The 17,739-nt window shown below is 44.6% G+C and carries 26 protein-coding genes; all 26 read left to right on the top strand.

Annotated features, from left to right (window positions below):
- Positions 1-8: 8 nt before the first annotated feature.
- The 26 genes from rpoC (at position 9) to rpmD (ending at position 17,732) form a co-directional block, all read left to right on the top strand.
- Positions 9-3,632 (top strand): DNA-directed RNA polymerase subunit beta', encoded by a 3,624-nt coding sequence (gene rpoC / locus IEW67_RS07555; protein WP_188632457.1) that lies wholly within the window; start codon positions 9-11, stop codon positions 3,630-3,632.
- A gap of 121 nt (positions 3,633-3,753) precedes the next feature.
- The gene (locus IEW67_RS07550) at positions 3,754-4,005 is read left to right on the top strand and encodes a ribosomal L7Ae/L30e/S12e/Gadd45 family protein (protein WP_188632456.1); all 252 of its coding nucleotides are present in this window, start codon (positions 3,754-3,756) and stop codon (positions 4,003-4,005) included.
- Between the two features lie 140 nt (positions 4,006-4,145).
- Entirely contained in the window at positions 4,146-4,568 is a 423-nt protein-coding gene (gene rpsL, locus IEW67_RS07545; protein ID WP_188632455.1) for a 30S ribosomal protein S12, read from the top strand.
- A gap of 36 nt (positions 4,569-4,604) precedes the next feature.
- Positions 4,605-5,075: a 30S ribosomal protein S7 gene (gene rpsG, locus IEW67_RS07540; protein WP_188632454.1), complete on the top strand. Its 471-nt coding sequence runs from the start codon at positions 4,605-4,607 to the stop codon at positions 5,073-5,075.
- Between the two features lie 42 nt (positions 5,076-5,117).
- Complete coding sequence (fusA, locus tag IEW67_RS07535) at positions 5,118-7,196, top strand: elongation factor G (RefSeq protein ID WP_188632453.1); 2,079 nt, start codon at positions 5,118-5,120, stop codon at positions 7,194-7,196.
- A gap of 123 nt (positions 7,197-7,319) precedes the next feature.
- The gene (tuf, locus tag IEW67_RS07530; RefSeq protein WP_188632452.1) at positions 7,320-8,510 is read left to right on the top strand and encodes an elongation factor Tu; all 1,191 of its coding nucleotides are present in this window, start codon (positions 7,320-7,322) and stop codon (positions 8,508-8,510) included.
- A 530-nt stretch (positions 8,511-9,040) separates the two neighbouring features.
- Positions 9,041-9,349 carry a 30S ribosomal protein S10 gene (rpsJ, locus tag IEW67_RS07525; RefSeq protein ID WP_188632451.1) on the top strand — a complete coding sequence of 103 codons (309 nt, stop codon included), beginning with the start codon at positions 9,041-9,043 and terminating at the stop codon, positions 9,347-9,349.
- 26 nt (positions 9,350-9,375) lie between these two features.
- Positions 9,376-10,005 (top strand): 50S ribosomal protein L3, encoded by a 630-nt coding sequence (rplC, locus tag IEW67_RS07520; protein WP_188632450.1) that lies wholly within the window; start codon positions 9,376-9,378, stop codon positions 10,003-10,005.
- A 26-nt stretch (positions 10,006-10,031) separates the two neighbouring features.
- Complete coding sequence (gene rplD / locus IEW67_RS07515; protein WP_188632449.1) at positions 10,032-10,658, top strand: 50S ribosomal protein L4; 627 nt, start codon at positions 10,032-10,034, stop codon at positions 10,656-10,658.
- Positions 10,655-10,942: a 50S ribosomal protein L23 gene (gene rplW, locus IEW67_RS07510; RefSeq protein WP_188632448.1), complete on the top strand. Its 288-nt coding sequence runs from the start codon at positions 10,655-10,657 to the stop codon at positions 10,940-10,942. The genes rplD and rplW overlap by 4 nt, the downstream gene beginning before the upstream one ends.
- Positions 10,943-10,971: 29 nt before the next feature.
- Positions 10,972-11,811: a 50S ribosomal protein L2 gene (rplB, locus tag IEW67_RS07505; RefSeq protein ID WP_188632447.1), complete on the top strand. Its 840-nt coding sequence runs from the start codon at positions 10,972-10,974 to the stop codon at positions 11,809-11,811.
- A 55-nt stretch (positions 11,812-11,866) separates the two neighbouring features.
- Positions 11,867-12,145: a 30S ribosomal protein S19 gene (gene rpsS / locus IEW67_RS07500; RefSeq protein ID WP_188632446.1), complete on the top strand. Its 279-nt coding sequence runs from the start codon at positions 11,867-11,869 to the stop codon at positions 12,143-12,145.
- 18 nt (positions 12,146-12,163) lie between these two features.
- Positions 12,164-12,505 carry a 50S ribosomal protein L22 gene (gene rplV, locus IEW67_RS07495; RefSeq protein ID WP_188632445.1) on the top strand — a complete coding sequence of 114 codons (342 nt, stop codon included), beginning with the start codon at positions 12,164-12,166 and terminating at the stop codon, positions 12,503-12,505.
- Between the two features lie 3 nt (positions 12,506-12,508).
- Positions 12,509-13,150 carry a 30S ribosomal protein S3 gene (rpsC, locus tag IEW67_RS07490; RefSeq protein ID WP_188632444.1) on the top strand — a complete coding sequence of 214 codons (642 nt, stop codon included), beginning with the start codon at positions 12,509-12,511 and terminating at the stop codon, positions 13,148-13,150.
- Between the two features lie 18 nt (positions 13,151-13,168).
- The gene (gene rplP / locus IEW67_RS07485; RefSeq protein WP_188632443.1) at positions 13,169-13,603 is read left to right on the top strand and encodes a 50S ribosomal protein L16; all 435 of its coding nucleotides are present in this window, start codon (positions 13,169-13,171) and stop codon (positions 13,601-13,603) included.
- On the top strand, positions 13,593-13,793 hold the full coding sequence (gene rpmC / locus IEW67_RS07480; protein ID WP_010528995.1) for a 50S ribosomal protein L29: 201 nt from the start codon (positions 13,593-13,595) through the stop codon (positions 13,791-13,793). Before rplP ends, rpmC begins: the two co-directional genes overlap by 11 nt.
- A gap of 24 nt (positions 13,794-13,817) precedes the next feature.
- A complete protein-coding gene (gene rpsQ / locus IEW67_RS07475; RefSeq protein ID WP_188632442.1) occupies positions 13,818-14,081 on the top strand; it encodes a 30S ribosomal protein S17 in 264 nt (87 codons plus the stop codon).
- Between the two features lie 45 nt (positions 14,082-14,126).
- Entirely contained in the window at positions 14,127-14,495 is a 369-nt protein-coding gene (gene rplN, locus IEW67_RS07470) for a 50S ribosomal protein L14 (RefSeq protein ID WP_188632441.1), read from the top strand.
- Between the two features lie 40 nt (positions 14,496-14,535).
- Entirely contained in the window at positions 14,536-14,847 is a 312-nt protein-coding gene (gene rplX / locus IEW67_RS07465; protein WP_188632440.1) for a 50S ribosomal protein L24, read from the top strand.
- A 26-nt stretch (positions 14,848-14,873) separates the two neighbouring features.
- Positions 14,874-15,413 (top strand): 50S ribosomal protein L5, encoded by a 540-nt coding sequence (gene rplE / locus IEW67_RS07460; RefSeq protein ID WP_188632439.1) that lies wholly within the window; start codon positions 14,874-14,876, stop codon positions 15,411-15,413.
- 17 nt (positions 15,414-15,430) lie between these two features.
- On the top strand, positions 15,431-15,616 hold the full coding sequence (locus tag IEW67_RS07455) for a type Z 30S ribosomal protein S14 (protein WP_188632438.1): 186 nt from the start codon (positions 15,431-15,433) through the stop codon (positions 15,614-15,616).
- 30 nt (positions 15,617-15,646) lie between these two features.
- Entirely contained in the window at positions 15,647-16,045 is a 399-nt protein-coding gene (gene rpsH, locus IEW67_RS07450) for a 30S ribosomal protein S8 (RefSeq protein ID WP_188632437.1), read from the top strand.
- A 31-nt stretch (positions 16,046-16,076) separates the two neighbouring features.
- A complete protein-coding gene (gene rplF / locus IEW67_RS07445; protein WP_188632436.1) occupies positions 16,077-16,613 on the top strand; it encodes a 50S ribosomal protein L6 in 537 nt (178 codons plus the stop codon).
- A gap of 32 nt (positions 16,614-16,645) precedes the next feature.
- A complete protein-coding gene (gene rplR / locus IEW67_RS07440) occupies positions 16,646-17,008 on the top strand; it encodes a 50S ribosomal protein L18 (protein WP_188632435.1) in 363 nt (120 codons plus the stop codon).
- Between the two features lie 24 nt (positions 17,009-17,032).
- A complete protein-coding gene (rpsE, locus tag IEW67_RS07435) occupies positions 17,033-17,536 on the top strand; it encodes a 30S ribosomal protein S5 (RefSeq protein WP_188632434.1) in 504 nt (167 codons plus the stop codon).
- A gap of 13 nt (positions 17,537-17,549) precedes the next feature.
- A complete protein-coding gene (gene rpmD, locus IEW67_RS07430; protein WP_188632433.1) occupies positions 17,550-17,732 on the top strand; it encodes a 50S ribosomal protein L30 in 183 nt (60 codons plus the stop codon).
- Positions 17,733-17,739: the final 7 nt, after the last annotated feature.

The raw sequence follows: 17,739 nt of genomic DNA, 5'->3' as shown, positions 1-17,739 counted from the left end.
GTAGACCCTTGCTGGATGTAAATAATTTTGAGTATATGAAAATAGGGTTAGCTTCGTCGGAGAAGATTCGCTCGTGGTCTCATGGTGAGGTCAAGAAGCCGGAGACAATCAACTATCGCACATTAAAGCCGGAAAAAGACGGTCTGTTTTGCGAACGGATTTTTGGACCGCAGAAGGACTGGGAATGTCATTGCGGCAAATACAAGCGAGTACGCTACAAAGGTGTCGTTTGTGACCGGTGCGGCGTAGAGGTTACAAAAGCAAAAGTCCGCCGTGAACGCATGGGTCATCTTGAACTGGCTGCCCCTATATCACACATTTGGTATTTTAAAGGGATTCCAAGTCGCATGGGTCTTGTATTGGATATGTCACCTCGTGCCTTGGAAGAAGTCATTTATTTCGCTGCGTATATTGTTACGGAAACTGGTGATACGCCACTGGAAAAGAAACAGCTTCTTTCCGAAAAGGAATATCGTGCTTATTATGAGAAATATGGTGCGACATTTAAGGCACAAATGGGTGCTGAAGCAATCCGTAAGCTTCTGCAGGATATTGACCTTGAAAAAGAAGTTGACACATTGAAAGAGGAATTGAAGACAGCACATGGACAGCGCAGAACGCGTGCCATTAAACGACTTGAAGTGCTGGAGTCATTTCGTAATTCCGGAAACGATACTTCCTGGATGGTTCTCGATGTTCTTCCGGTTATCCCGCCGGAAATTCGTCCGATGGTTCAACTTGATGGAGGACGCTTTGCCACATCAGATCTCAACGATTTATATCGGCGTGTCATCAACCGTAACAATCGCCTAAAACGCCTGCTTGATCTTGGTGCGCCAAGCATCATCGTTCAAAACGAAAAGCGAATGCTGCAGGAATCGGTTGATGCGCTCATTGATAACGGACGGCGCGGGCGACCGGTAACAGGTCCCGGTAATCGTCCGCTTAAATCACTCTCTCATATGCTGAAAGGGAAACAGGGACGTTTCCGTCAAAACTTGCTGGGTAAACGTGTCGATTACTCCGGACGCTCAGTAATCGTCGTCGGGCCGAGTCTGGAAATGTATCAATGCGGTCTACCAAAGGAAATGGCTCTGGAACTATTTAAGCCATTCATTATGAAGGAACTCGTTGAAAAAGGCTTTGCTCATAATATTAAATCGGCCAAACGCAAAATCGAACGGGTTCATCCTGAAGTATGGGATGTACTTGAAGAAGTGATCAAGGAACATCCGGTTCTGTTAAATCGTGCACCGACCTTGCACCGCCTGGGTATTCAGGCTTTTGAGCCCGTCCTGGTTGAAGGCCGTGCTATTCGCCTTCATCCACTTGTCTGTACAGCTTATAATGCAGACTTTGATGGTGACCAAATGGCTGTACACGTGCCACTTTCGGCGGAAGCACAAGCAGAAGCTCGAGTTCTGATGCTTGCGGCACAGAATATCCTGAACCCGAAAGATGGGAAACCTGTTGTAACACCATCACAGGATATGGTTTTGGGTAACTATTACCTGACACTGGAACGTGAAAATGCAGTCGGTGAGGGAAGCCGTTTCAAAGATACAGATGAAGCGCTCCTTGCCTATCAGAACGGTTATGTTCATCTGCACTCGCGCGTAGCTGTCAAAGCATCAAGTCTTAACAAAAAATCCTTTACAGAAGAGCAACAGGGTCAAATGCTGCTGACAACAATCGGCAAATTGATTTTTAATGAGATTTTGCCGGAGTCGTTCCCATATATTAACGAACCGACAAAGTCAAATCTCGAAATAAAAACACCTGCCAAATACTTTGTTGAACAGGGGACAGATGTTGCCGAAGAGATTAAAGAGCGTGACATTATCCCGCCGTTCAAAAAAGGTATATTGGGTGATATCATTGCCGAGGTATTTAAACGGTTCAAGATAACCGAAACATCCAAAATGCTTGACCGTATGAAGGATCTTGGATTCAGTTACTCAACGAGAGCAGGTATGACTGTAGGTGTTTCAGACATTGTCGTCCTCAAAGAGAAAGAAGAGGTTCTTAACGAAGCACAGAAACAAGTTGATAACGTGTCCAAACAGTTCAGACGCGGTCTGATTACAGATGGCGAGCGGTATGACCGAGTAATTGCAATCTGGTCACAGGCTAAGGATGATATTCAGGATCGCTTGATGGAATCGCTGGATAATCGGAACCCAATCTTTATGATGAGTGATTCCGGAGCGAGAGGTAATGCTTCCAACTTCACACAGCTTGCCGGCATGCGCGGTCTGATGGCTAACCCGGCCGGAGAGATTATGGAATTACCGATCAAGTCTAGCTTCCGCGAAGGCTTGACAGTATTGGAATACTTTATATCCACACACGGTGCGCGTAAAGGTCTTGCCGACACAGCACTGAAAACCGCTGATTCGGGTTATCTGACGCGTCGTCTTGTAGACGTTGCTCAGGATGTTATCATCCGTGAAGATGATTGCGGGACTGACCGCGGCCTGACTGTTTCTGCTTTAACAGATGACGTGGAAGTGATTGAACCGTTGCTTGACCGCTTAGTCGGACGTACAGTATTTGAGAATGTACATCATCCTGAAACCGGTGAAGTGATTGCACAGAAAAATGACGTGATGACGGAAGATCAGGCCAAGCGAACCGTAGAAGCGGGCGTTGAAGAAGTTATTATCCGTTCTGCATTTACATGCAACACCAAACATGGTGTTTGCAAAAAATGCTACGGCCGCAACCTGGCTACCGGTGATGAAGTTGAAGTCGGCGAAGCAGTCGGTATTATTGCTGCACAATCCATTGGAGAACCGGGTACACAGTTGACTATGCGTACCTTCCACACTGGTGGTGTAGCCGGTGATGATATCACACAGGGCTTGCCGCGTATTCAAGAGCTTTTTGAAGCCCGCAATCCAAAAGGTCAGGCTGTGATCAGTGAGATTTATGGTACCGTACAAGAAATAAAAGAAGTGAAAGACAAACAGGAGGTCGTCATCCAAGGCGATGTCGAACAACGTACCTATCCAGTTCCTTACAATGCACGAATGAGAGTGTCTGAAGGTGATGGTGTCATCGCCGGGCAAGCACTTACGGAAGGTTCTGTTGATCCAAAAGAACTGCTCCGCGTACAAGGTATTGATGGCGTACAACAATATCTGCTGCGGGAAGTCCAAAAGGTATACCGTATGCAAGGTGTTGAAATCGGCGACAAACACGTTGAGGTTATGGTACGTCAGATGATGCGCAAAATTCGTGTTGTTGAATCAGGTGATACGGATGAACTTCCTGGTTCTTTACTGGAAATTCACCAGTTCCGTGATGCCAACCAGGAAATCTTGCTGGAAGGCCGGCAACCGGCGATTGGCCAGCCTGTACTGCTTGGTATTACAAAAGCATCATTGGAAACTGACTCCTTCTTGTCTGCTGCATCCTTCCAGGAAACAACCCGTGTACTAACGGATGCTGCAATAAAAGGTAAACGTGATGAATTGCTCGGTCTTAAAGAAAATGTCATTATTGGCAAGCTGGTTCCTGCCGGCACTGGAATTCAGCGCTATCGAAACCTTGAGACATCATTGGATGAACCGGAAGAAAGTGTTGATGAGCCGGAAGAAACAGAGCCGGTGGAAAACACATTTTCATAGGCAAGTAATGATATTGGAAGCACTCAAAAAATAGATGGAATGAACGTTGACAATACACGTCAGGAATGGTAATATATCTTGGGTGCTTCCGATTATACTTGTTGCTTTGGAGGATCTGCAGATGTCTTATGAAAAAGTGACCCGGTTTCGGTCAGATTTGATAATCGGAACGAAACAGACACTTAAAGCAATGAAACGTGATGCTGTAAGTGAAGTGTTTATTGCTGATGATGCAGACAGGAACATCACCCTGAAGGTGGAAGGTATGGCTCATGAAATGAGTGTGCCCTGCCATCGGGTTGATTCCATGCAAAAGCTTGGTGCTGCTTGCGGTATCGATGTCGGTGCCTCAACTGTGGCAGTAAAACAATAAGGGTTTTGGCGAGGCCGTCGCTAAGACTTTGTTTTTTGCAAAAAAATGAACCACCTGGATATGTGGCATTACAATGGCACTCGTGATGGGTGGTGGACCATCTATCGAATTAACAATTTAAAAGGGAAGGAGGAAGTGACATGCCTACAATCAATCAATTGGTACGTAAAGGCCGGGTGAGCAAACCTAAAAAATATGACTCACCTGCGCTGAACAGTGGATATAATAGTTTTAAAAAACAATTCACGAGTCAAAACGCACCACAAAAACGAGGTGTTTGCACACGTGTTGGTACATTGACACCTAAGAAACCGAACTCTGCACTGCGAAAATACGCACGTGTTCGCTTGTCAAACAACATGGAAGTGTCTGCTTATATTCCTGGAATTGGACACAACCTGCAGGAACACAGTGTTGTACTGATTCGCGGGGGCCGTGTGAAAGACTTGCCGGGTGTCCGCTATCATGTTGTACGCGGCGCGCTTGACACTGCTGGTGTTGAAGGCCGTGCACAAGGCCGTTCAAAATACGGTACTAAGAAACCAAAAGCCAAGAAAAAATAAATGGATACAATAGATTCAGGGAAAGGAGGGCGACATATGCCACGTAAAGGACCAGTACCTAAGCGCGATGTCTTGCCGGATCCACTTTACAATTCAAAATTGGTAACGCGTTTAATCAACCAGATTATGATCGACGGTAAGCGGGGTAGAGCACAAAAGATTCTCTATAACGCGTTTGCACTCGTCTCGGAAAAAAGCGGACAGGACGCAATGGAGGTTTTTGAACAAGCCATGAAGAATGTCATGCCAGTTCTGGAAGTGCGTGCACGCCGCGTCGGTGGTTCAAACTATCAAGTACCGATGGAAGTGCGCCCGGAACGCCGTCAGGCATTGGGCTTGCGTTATATTGTTAACTATTCACGTCTTCGTGGAGAAAAAACAATGGATGAACGTCTTGCCAACGAAATACTGGATGCTTCGAATAACACAGGGGCGTCCGTCAAAAGACGCGAAGAATTACACAAGATGGCCGAGGCAAACAAAGCATTTGCCCACTATCGTTGGTAATCATAACCAAATAAAAGCTTTCAAGAGAAAGGAGAAGAATACATGGCTAGAGAGTTCTCCTTGGAAAAGACACGTAACATTGGTATTATGGCACACATTGATGCAGGTAAGACCACTACTACCGAACGTATTCTTTTCTATACGGGACGTATTCACAAAATTGGTGAAACCCATGAAGGTGCATCACAGATGGACTGGATGGAGCAGGAACAAGATCGCGGTATAACGATCACATCTGCTGCGACCACTGCCCAGTGGAAAAATCACCGTATTAACATTATTGATACACCGGGACACGTGGATTTCACTGTTGAAGTTGAACGTTCTTTGCGCGTACTTGACGGTGCTGTGACAGTTCTTGACGCACAATCAGGTGTGGAGCCGCAGACAGAAACCGTATGGCGCCAGGCAACAACATATGGTGTTCCGCGAATTGTGTTTGTTAACAAAATGGATAAGGTCGGTGCGGACTTTTTGTATTCGACCAACACATTGAAAGAACGTCTCGGAGCCAATGCACACGCCGTTCAGCTCCCCATTGGTGCGGAAGATAACTTTGAAGGTATCATTGATCTTATCACCATGGATGCATATTATTATGAAGATGAGCTTGGCACACGTGCGGACGCCCGTGAAATTCCTGATGAATATAAGGAAAAAGCTGAAGAATTACGCGGTGAACTGATCGAGGCTGTAGCTGAAGTTGATGAAGACCTCATGATGCAATATCTTGAAGGTGAAGAGATTTCCAATGAGGATCTAAAAAAGGCTATCCGAACAGCTACACTGAATGTTGAATTTTACCCGGTTTACTGTGGATCAGCATTTAAAAATAAAGGTGTTCAATTAGTGCTCGATGGTGTGATTGATTATCTTCCGGCTCCAACGGATGTACCTCCGATTGAAGGGTTTGATCCGGATACGGAAGAGGAAACAACGCGCCCGTCTGACGATAACGCACCATTTTCTGCACTGGCATTTAAAGTCATGACTGACCCATATGTAGGTAAGCTGACATTCTTCCGGGTTTACTCCGGTACATTGGATGCGGGATCATATGTCAAAAACTCTGTCAAAGATAAGCGCGAACGTGTGGGGCGTATTCTGCAAATGCACGCCAACTCCCGTCAGGAAATCAAAACAGTACATGCCGGTGAAATTGCAGCAGGTGTAGGATTGAAAGACACCTCGACCGGGGAAACGATATGCGACGAAAACGACCTTGTGATTCTTGAATCCATGGATTTCCCTGATCCGGTTATCTCTGTTGCCATTGAACCGAAAACAAAAGCCGATCAAGACAAAATGGCTATAGCCTTGGCTAAACTGGCAGAAGAAGACCCGACATTTAAGACGGAAACCGATGAGGAAACGGGCCAGACTATCATCTCAGGCATGGGTGAATTGCATCTGGATGTAATCGTAAATCGCCTAAAAGCTGAATTCAAAGTTGAAGCGCAGGTCGGTAATCCTCAGGTCGCCTATCGCGAAACATTCCGTGGATCAGCTGAGGTTGAAGGGAAATTTATCCGTCAATCCGGCGGACGTGGACAATATGGACATGTTTGGGTAAGATTTGAACCGAATGATGAAGGTGCGGGCTATGAATTTGAAAATAAAATCGTCGGTGGTGTCATACCGCGTGAATACATTCCATCAGTTGATGCAGGTATTCAGGAATCCATGGAAAATGGTGTATTAGCGGGATACCCCATGATTGATGTTAAGGCCACACTGTTCGATGGCAGCTATCATGATGTTGACTCAAACGAAATGGCATTTAAAATAGCCGGCTCAATGTCCCTCAAAGAGGCAAAAGCTAAGTGTAGCCCGGTTCTGCTGGAGCCGATGATGAAAGTTGAAATTGTTGTCCCTGAAGAATATATGGGTGATATCATGGGCGATGTCACATCACGCCGTGGCCGAGTCGAAGGTATGGAACCGCGCGGACCGGCACAGCTGGTCAGAGCTTTTGTGCCACTGTCTGAAATGTTCGGTTATGCAACAGCATTGCGTTCTAATACGCAGGGGCGTGGAACATTCACTATGCATTTTGATCATTATGAGGAAGTGCCTAAGAGTATCTCGGAAGAAATTATTAAGAAAAATGCTGGAGAATAATTGATTTTTTCCTTAATCTGACGTATAACTTTTATTGAAGGCTATGGATAAGCTTAAGAAGTTTATTCAGCTCTTCAATAAATTTAAAACAATACTTTTATTTATTTAAAGGAGGAACTATACATGTCTAAAGAAAAATTTGACCGTTCGAAAAGTCACGTGAATATTGGAACAATCGGACACGTTGACCATGGAAAAACGACGTTGACTGCAGCTATCACAACGACACTGCATAAACAATCCGGTGAAGGCACCGCAATGAATTTTGACGAAATCGATCATGCACCGGAGGAAAAAGAGCGCGGTATTACAATTGCTACTTCCCATGTGGAGTATGAAACAGATTCCCGTCACTATGCACACGTTGACTGCCCGGGACACGCTGACTATGTAAAAAACATGATCACCGGTGCAGCGCAAATGGATGGTGCTATCCTTGTTGTATCTGCAGCTGATGGCCCAATGCCACAGACTCGCGAACACATTCTGCTTTCACGCAACGTTGGCGTTCCGGCGATTGTTGTATTCCTTAATAAAGTTGACATGGTTGACGACGAAGAGCTGCTAGAACTGGTTGAAATGGAAGTCCGTGATCTTCTGACTGAATACGACTTCCCCGGTGACGATATTCCAGTCGTTAAGGGCTCAGCATTGAAGGCTCTTGAAGGTGAATCTGAATACGAAGAAAAAATCTATGAACTCATGGCAGCAATCGACGAATACATTCCAACACCTGAGCGTGACCACGACAAGTCATTCATGATGCCGGTTGAGGACGTATTCTCAATCACTGGCCGTGGTACCGTTGCAACTGGCCGTGTTGAACGCGGAACAGTAAAAGTCGGTGATGAAGTGGAAATCGTCGGTCTTGCAGAAGACTTGAGCAAAACCACTGTTACTGGTGTGGAAATGTTCCGTAAGCTTCTTGACTATGCTGAAGCCGGTGACAATATTGGTGCACTTCTTCGCGGTGTTTCCCGTGAGGATATCAACCGCGGTCAAGTTTTGGCTAAGCCAGGGTCTATCACGCCGCACACAAACTTTAAAGCAGAAGTTTATGTACTATCCAAAGATGAAGGCGGTCGTCACACACCATTCTTTGCTAACTATCGTCCGCAGTTCTACTTCCGTACAACCGATGTAACTGGTGTTATTACACTTCCAGAAGGTGTTGAAATGGTTATGCCGGGTGATAACATCGAAATGGAAGTTGAATTGATTTCACCAATCGCTATTGAAGACGGTACACGCTTCTCTATCCGTGAAGGCGGACGTACTGTTGGATCCGGTGTTGTAACTGAAATCCAAAAATAAACATGTGCTTCAAAAAACAGGCAGCCTGACGTCACTGCCTGTTTTTTTATAACGTCAGAAGGTATAAATGATGGATGACCTTATAACAAAAAACTCGGCATTCGCTATAAGACGAGGCGAATGCCGAGTTTTTCTAATGATGTGAGAGAGCCTAAATGATGAAAAACCTTACAAAAATAACAATACATCAGAGTGTATTTCAAGAGTGGTAGAAGGCGCACTGACTTTTATTTAAAGTTACATCGCATTTCACTTAACTAATAGAATTAAGAATGAAAATTAATTGCTGAAAATCGCCTTCAACCCTTGCATTCGTGGTGACAAGCATGTATAATTCACAGATGTGCGATCTCATAGGTCACTAAATTAGGGATTGCAACGACCACGCACTTTTAGTATACTATTAATGTTGGTCAAAAAGCGATGAAGTGGAAGGTTGTTGATACACCCGGCCCCTTTGCCATGGTTGGCTATCAAGAAATTTTCATGGAGCAGCTCTATTATAAAATAGGCGAAAAGGAGGGAATATAATGGCAAAAGAGAAGATTCGAATTCGATTAAAAGCATATGATCATCGCATTTTAGATCAATCTTCCGAGAAAATTGTGGACACAGCTAAACGTTCCGGCGCCAATGTTTCCGGACCAATACCGCTACCTACAGAAAGATCTGTTTACACGGTATTGCGTGCGACACACAAGTTTAAAGACGCCCGTGAACAGTTTGAAATGCGTACGCATAAACGCTTAATCGACATCGTAAGCCCGACACCGCAAACAGTCGACTCATTAATGCGTCTTGACTTGCCGTCCGGTGTTGATATTGAAATTAAATTATAACGCGATAATTATAGGAGGTGTAACGGATGACGAAAGGAATCTTAGGTCGCAAAATCGGCATGACACAACTCTTTTCAGAAGAGGGTGAACTTACACCGGTGACTGTCATTCAAGCTGAGCCTAACGTCGTTCTGCAAAAAAGAACAACGGAAAATGATGGCTATGAAGCGCTGCAACTCGGTTTTGCTGATAAAAAAGAATCACGTTCAAATAAGGCGGAAAAAGGTCATGCTGAAAAAGCAAACACAACCCCTAAGCGCTGCGTTCGTGAAATCCGTAACGCAAACCCTGATGAATATGAAGTTGGTCAGGAAATAGGCGTTGACGCTTTTGAGGCCGGTGACAAAATTGATGTGACAGGCACAACAAAAGGGAAAGGTTTCCAGGGTACAATTAAACGCTATGGGCACAATCGCGGACCGAAGACACATGGTTCACATTTTCACCGTGGTGTTGGTGGTCTGGGGGATATGAATGCCCAGCGTGTTTTCAAGGGTCAAACGATGCCCGGCCAGATGGGTGGCAAACAGGTTACCATCCAGAATCTCGAAGTGGTCAAAGTTGACGCTGAGAGAAATCTATTACTGATCAAAGGAAATATCCCAGGTGCAAAAAAATCATTCGTAAAAATAACGGATGCATTAAAGGCTAACTAACCATTAACACGAAAGGAGGATAAGTCATGCCTAAAGTAGCACTATTAAAACAAGACGGTTCACAAGCCGGAGACGTTGAATTGAATGATTCGGTGTTCGGTATTGAGCCCAATACACATGTGCTGCACGAAGCTGTTTTGATGCAACGCGCATCAATGCGTCAAGGGACACATGATGTGAAAAACCGTTCAGAAAGAAGAGGCGGAGGACGCAAACCATGGCGTCAAAAAGGCACAGGCCGAGCTCGCCAAGGTTCGATTCGTGCACCACAATGGGTAGGCGGCGGAACTGTCTTCGGTCCTTCACCGCGAAGCTACAGTTATAAGATGCCGAAAAAAGTTCGTCGTTTAGCACTAAAGTCCGCTTTCTCTTCCAAAATAAAAGAAGAGGATCTTGTTGTGTTGGAAGATATCGCACTGGATGTTCCAAAAACAAAAGAAATCCTGAAGATACTTGAAGCATTGAATATTGAAACAAAAGTCCTGATTGTAACGGCTGACAGAAATGACAATGTTATCCTTTCAGCGAACAATCTTCCCAATGCACATGTATTAACTGTCGAAGAAGTGAATGTGTTAGACTTGCTGACGTATGACAAGCTGGTCATTACTAAAGACGCAGCTGATAAAGCAGGGGAGGTGCTTGCACGATGAAGGATGCACGTGATATTATAAAGCGCCCCGTCATTACTGAACATTCTTCCGATTTGATGGCGGAAAAAAAGTATACGTTTGAAGTCGAGCCAAAAGCGAATAAGACTGAAATCAAACATGCTGTTGAGCTTGTTTTTGATGTTACTGTAGAACGTGTCAACACGATGAATATTAAAGGTAAATTTAAGCGGATGGGTCGTTATGGCGGTTTTCGTCCGGACCGTAAAAAAGCAATTGTCCAGCTTTCAGAAGACAGTAAAGAACTTGACTTTTTTGAAGGCTAACTAAAATTATATGTGAAGGAGGGAAAACGATGGCGATCAAAAGATTCAAACCAACTTCAAATGGTAAACGGAATATGTCGGGATCTGATTTTGCAGAAATCACAACTGATAATCCTGAAAAATCTCTGTTGCGTCCAGTATACAGGCGCGGCGGACGTAATAACCAAGGAAAAATGACAGTTCGTCATCAAGGCGGTGGCCACAAGCGTCAGTACCGTATCATTGATTTTAAACGTGATAAAGATGGCATACCAGGACGCGTTGCTACGATCGAATATGATCCTAACCGTTCAGCAAACATTGCGTTAATTCATTATGCCGATGGAGAAAAACGCTACATTTTAGCTCCAAAAGGGATGAAGACAGGTCAGAAAATTGAGTCGGGTGAAAATGCCGATATCAAAATGGGAAATGCAATGAAATTAAAGGACATTCCTGTTGGTACGATTGTCCATAACGTCGAGTTGAAACCAGGGCGCGGCGGACAGCTGGTACGTTCAGCCGGCGCCGATGCACAGGTTTTGGGACGTGAAGGTAAATATACGCTTGTTCGCCTGACATCGAGTGAAGTTCGTTTAATATTGTCTGAATGTCGTGCCACGATTGGCCAGGTCGGCAATCTTGAGAACGAATTGATTCGTGTCGGTAAAGCAGGACGTTCACGCTGGTTAGGTAAACGTCCAAGTGTTCGCGGTACGGTTATGAACGCTTATGATCACCCGCATGGCGGCGGCGAAGGAAAATCATTCATTGGACTCGAGTCACCTGTATCACCATGGGGTCAACCGACAATCGGCTACAGGACACGTCAGCGCAATAAGCCTTCAAATAAGTATATCGCGCGCGAACGCAAGCGTCGTAAGAAATAAATGCGGAATCTGACGGGGTACACAGCCGTCGTTAATTGTGAAAGGAGGTTTATCCATGGGTCGCAGTTTAAAAAAAGGACCTTTTGCAGATGACCATCTCATGAAAAAAGTTGAGAGTTTAAATGAATCCAATAAAAAGCAAGTTATTAAAACCTGGTCACGCCGATCAACAATCTTCCCTGTTTTTGTCGGGCACACCATTGCTGTTTATGATGGACGCAAACACGTACCTGTTTATGTAACAGAGGATATGGTTGGCCATAAATTAGGCGAGTTCGCTCCAAGCCGTACATTTAAAGGACACTCAGGTGATGACAGGAAAACAAAACGCTAATGAGAGGAGGCACTCTACATGCAAGCAAAAGCCGTTGCGAAATCAGTTCGTATTGCTCCTCGCAAAGCTCGCTTAGTCATAGATTTGATTCGAGGAAAAGAGGTTGGTGAAGCAATTGCCATTCTGCGACATACTCAGCGTGGTGCTTCACCTGTTGTAGAAAAGGTTTTGAATTCTGCGGTTGCGAATGCAGAACATAACTATGAAATGGAGCCGGACAATCTCTTTATTTCAGAGGCATTTGTCGATGAAGGTGTCACATTGAAACGTTTCCGTCCGCGTGCACAAGGACGCGCAAGCCAGATCAACAAACGCACAAGCCATGTAACAGTCGTGGTATCAGAAAAGAAGGAGGGATAACCTGTGGGTCAAAAAGTAAATCCTAAAGGTCTTCGTGTTGGTGTCATTCATGACTGGGAATCCAAGTGGTATGCCGGCAAAGACTATGCAGACTTACTACATGAAGATATAAAAATCAGGGAATACCTTGCAAACCGCCTGCAAACGGCTGCTGTTTCACACATTGATATCGAACGTGCAGCAAACCGGGTTAATATCACAATTCATACCGGAAAGCCGGGCATGGTGATTGGTAAAGGCGGCTCTGAAGTAGAATCACTGAGAAAATCACTTAACAGCCTGACAGGCAAACGGGTTCATATTAATATTGTTGAGATCAAGAAAGTAGACTTGGATGCGACATTGGTAGCTGAAAACATTGCCCGTCAGCTTGAAAACCGTATTTCTTTCCGTCGTGCACAAAAGCAGTCCATTCAGCGAACTATGCGCGGGGGAGCAAAGGGTATCAGAACTCAAGTTTCCGGACGTTTGGGCGGAGCTGACATTGCCCGTGTGGAACATTACAGTGAAGGAACGGTTCCATTACACACATTGCGTGCTGACATTGATTTTGGCACAGCAGAAGCAGACACAACTTACGGTAAGTTGGGTGTCAAAGTGTGGATTTATCGTGGAGAAGTCCTTCCAGTTAAAAATGATAATTAAGGAAGGGGGACATGCATTATGTTAATGCCTAAACGTGTTAAATATCGTAAACAACACCGCGGCCGTATGAAAGGTCAAGCAAAAGGTGGGACCACAGTAGCCTTTGGTGAGTATGGATTACAGGCAGTCGAACCGACCTGGATCACAAGCCGCCAAATCGAGGCAGCCCGTATCGCCATGACGCGTTACATGAAGCGTGGCGGTAAAGTATGGATTAAAATATTTCCTGATAAACCATATACTGCAAAACCCCTTGAAGTCCGTATGGGTTCCGGTAAAGGTGCTCCTGAAGGCTGGGTAGCAGTTGTTAAACCAGGAAAAATCTTGTTTGAAATCGCAGGTGTACCAGAGGAAGTAGCACGCGAAGCATTGCGTTTGGCTTCTCATAAACTGCCGATTAAAACGAAATTTGTAAAACGTGAAGAAATTGGTGGTGAATCACATGAAAGCTAATGAAATTAGAGAATTAACCACTGCCGAAATTGAACAAAAGGTCAAATCACTAAAAGAAGAATTATTTAATTTACGCTTTCAATTAGCAACCGGTCAACTGGAAAACACCGCCCGCATCGGTGAAGTTAAAAAAACGATTGCCCGTATGAAAACTGTCGCACGTCAGCGTGAACTAAGCGTAAACAATTAAACCTGAGAGGAGGTTTACCTCAATATGAGTGAGCGTAATAATCGTAAAGTATACACAGGCCGTGTCATATCGGATAAAATGGATAAGACTATCACTGTTTTGGTTGAAACCTATAAATTCCATCAGTTATATGGCAAACGTGTTAAATACTCAAAGAAATTCAAAACACATGATGAAAATAATGAAGCCAAAATGGGCGACGTTGTAAAAGTCATGGAAACTCGACCGTTGTCAGCAACGAAACGCTTCCGTCTGGTTGAAATTGTTGAGGAATCGGTCATTATATAATTCAAGTTCGCTCGGAAAAGGTATCCGAAGGGAGGTCAAAGCGATATGATTCAACAGGAGACTAATTTGAAAGTTGCAGATAACTCTGGTGCTCGTGAGGTCAAAACAATCAAAGTTTTAGGCGGGTCCGGTCGTAAAACTGCCAACATCGGTGATGTCGTTGTTTGTACGGTAAAACACGCAACACCAGGAGGCGTTGTCAAAAAGAGTGAAGTTGTTCGGGCTGTCATTGTTCGTTCTAAATCCGGCGTGCGCCGTAACGACGGATCCTATATTCGTTTTGATGAAAATGCTGCCGTAATTGTCCGTGATGACAAAGGCCCGCGAGGAACGCGTATTTTTGGGCCGGTTGCACGTGAATTACGTGATGCCAAATTCATGAAAATCGTATCTCTTGCTCCGGAAGTTCTATAAGCGAGAGTTTAAAAAGCCTTGTCAAGGAGGTGCGCAGATTATGCATGTAAAAAAAGGTGACAAAGTTAAAGTCATATCCGGTAAAGACCGTGGTAAAGAAGGAACGATCTTAGAAGCATATCCAAAAAAAGAACGTGTAATGGTTGAAGGGATCAATATGATTAAGAAACATGCCAAACCTTCACAGGATAACCCGCAAGGCGGCATTTTGAACCAGGAAGCAGCCATCCATGTTTCTAATGTCATGGCAATTGATCCAAAATCCGGTGAACCGACCCGTGTCGGTTATGAAGTTCGTGATGGGAAAAAGGTCCGCATCGCTAAAAAATCCGGAGAAGCAATCGATAAATAGATCGCAGTGAAAGGAGGGCGCTCGTGATGAACGACTTGAAACAAAAATATCAGAATGAGATACTGCCATCTTTGATGGGCAAATTTGAATATGATTCTGTCATGCAAGCACCGAACATTGAAAAAATCGTCATTAATATGGGTGTCGGTGATGCCGTCCAAAACTCAAAAGCTTTGGATAACGCAGTTGAGGAACTTGCACTTATTTCCGGACAAAAACCGGTTGTAACCCGCGCTAAAAGGTCTATTGCAGGATTCCGTCTGCGCGAGGGGATGCCAATTGGTGCAAAAGTGACGCTAAGAGGCGATCGGATGTATGAGTTTCTGCAAAAGCTGATCGCTGTATCACTTCCACGTGTGCGTGACTTCCGCGGTATCTCTAAAAAGGCTTTTGATGGTCGTGGCAACTACACATTGGGGATCAAGGAACAACTGATTTTCCCGGAAATCAATTATGATAAGGTAAATAAAGTACGTGGGATGGATATCGTTATCGTTACCACTTCCAATACAGATGAAGAAGCTCGTGAATTGCTGACTCAGATTGGTATGCCTTTCCAGAAATAAAAGAAGGAGGGAAAATTGTGGCTAAAAAATCAATGATTGCGAAACAAAAGAAACCGCAAAAGTTTAAAGTGCGTGAATATACACGGTGCGAACGCTGTGGTCGTCCACATTCCGTGCTCCGCAAATTTAAACTATGCCGTATTTGTTTCCGTGAACTGGCCTACAAAGGTCAAATTCCTGGCGTCAAAAAAGCAAGCTGGTAAACCCCGATTCGGGAAGGAGGTAATGTAGTAATGGTTATGACAGATCCAATTGCAGATATGCTGACTCGTATACGTAACGCCAACATGGTACGTCATGAAAAATTGGAGCTTCCGGCTTCCAAATTGAAAAAAGAAATCGCTGATATTTTGAAGCGTGAAGGATTTGTTCGTGATTATGAGTTTATTGAGGACAACAAACAAGGTCTTTTGCGCATCTTCATGAAGTACGGGTCCAATGAGGAAAAGGTCATCACAGGCATCAAGCGCATCAGTAAACCTGGTTTACGTGTTTATGCAAAAGCTGATGAAGTGCCTCGTGTACTGAATGGCTTAGGTATCGCAATCGTATCGACATCAAACGGCGTGCTTTCTGACAAAGAGGCGCGCTCGCAGGCTGTTGGCGGGGAAGTATTGGCATACGTTTGGTAAATTTATACTTTTAAGACAGGAGGTGTATGGAATGTCCCGTATCGGACTGAAACCAGTTGAAATTCCGGAAGGTGTCGACATTAACCTTGATGGGAATAGGGTGACAGTAAAAGGTCCAAAAGGCGAACTGACAAAAAACGTTCATCCTGATATGGAAGTCGTTATTGAAGATAATGTACTAACTGTTGAGCGTCCAAGTGAACACAAGGATCACCGGGCTTTACACGGAACAACCCGTAGCGTCATCGCGAACATGATTGAAGGTGTTCACAAAGGCTTCGAAAAATCACTTGAGATCACTGGCGTTGGGTATCGTGCCCAAAAACAAGGTGAAAAAATTGTAGTCAATGCCGGCTACTCACACCCGGTTGAAATCGAACCAATCGAAGGTGTTGAGATTGATGTTCCACAGAACACAAAATTGACTGTAAAAGGCATCGACAAGCAATTGGTCGGTGGTGTTGCCGCAAACATCCGTGCAATCAGACCACCTGAGCCTTACAAAGGAAAAGGCATTCGCTATGAAGGCGAACAAGTACGCCAAAAAGAAGGTAAAACGGCTAAGTAAATTTAGCTGGGAAGCAGAAAGGAGTGGCCTGAATGATCGCAAAACCCGACAAAAATGATTTGCGTAAAAAAAGACATGAACGTGTCCGTAAAAACATCTATGGGACACAAGAACGCCCACGTCTGAATGTGTTTCGTTCAAATAAACACATTTATGCACAATTAATTGATGATATGGATGGCGTTACATTGACAAGTGCTTCCACTAAAGATAATGAATTGAGCTTGGAAACCACCAGCAATGTAGCAGCCGCCGAGCAAGTAGGTACATTGGTTGCAAAGCGCGCAAAGGATAAAGGTTATCAATCAGTCGTTTTTGACCGCGGAGGATACCTTTATCACGGACGTGTGAAGGCACTGGCAGACGCTGCTCGCGAGACCGGTCTGGAATTTTAATTGTGAAATGAAGGAGGGACATAGATGCATACTAGCATTGATCCAAATAAATTAGATCTTGAAGAACGTGTTGTTGCTATAAACCGTGTTGCTAAAGTTGTAAAGGGTGGACGGAATTTCCGTTTTGCCGCACTGGTTGTGGTAGGCGATAAAAACGGCCATGTAGGCTTTGGAACCGGTAAGGCGAAAGAGGTTCCGGAGGCTATCAAAAAAGCAGTTGATGATGCAAAGAAGAATTTGATTGAAGTACCAATGGTCGGCACAACAATTCCGCATCAAATCCACGGACGTTATGGCTCAGGCAACGTATTAATGAAGCCAGCTACAGAAGGTACGGGAGTGATCTCAGGAGGCCCCGTTCGTGCAATCCTCGAACTTGCGGGCGTAAACGATATCCTGACAAAATCACTTGGTTCCAATACACCAATCAATATGATTCGTGCCACTTTGAATGGCTTATCAAGTCTAAAAACAGCTGAAGACGTCGCGAAACTACGCGGAAAATCTGTAGAAGAACTGTTAGGATAAGGAGGGAAATACTATGTCTAAACAATTAGAGATCACCCTCACACGCAGTGTAATCGGCCAATCAGAAGGGCAGCGCCAAACTGTTCAATCACTGGGCCTGAAAAAAATCCGTCAATCCGTTGTACGTGAAAACACACCAGCCGTATGCGGTATGATTGATAAAGTATCACATCTTGTATCGGTTAAAGAAGTGTAAAAATCTT

It is taken from the genome of Lentibacillus kapialis (assembly GCF_014646635.1).
In the GTDB taxonomy this organism is placed as follows: domain Bacteria; phylum Bacillota; class Bacilli; order Bacillales; family Amphibacillaceae; genus Lentibacillus; species Lentibacillus kapialis.
Note: the sequence above shows the minus strand (reverse complement) of the source record. Positions and strands in the feature narration are given on the sequence as shown.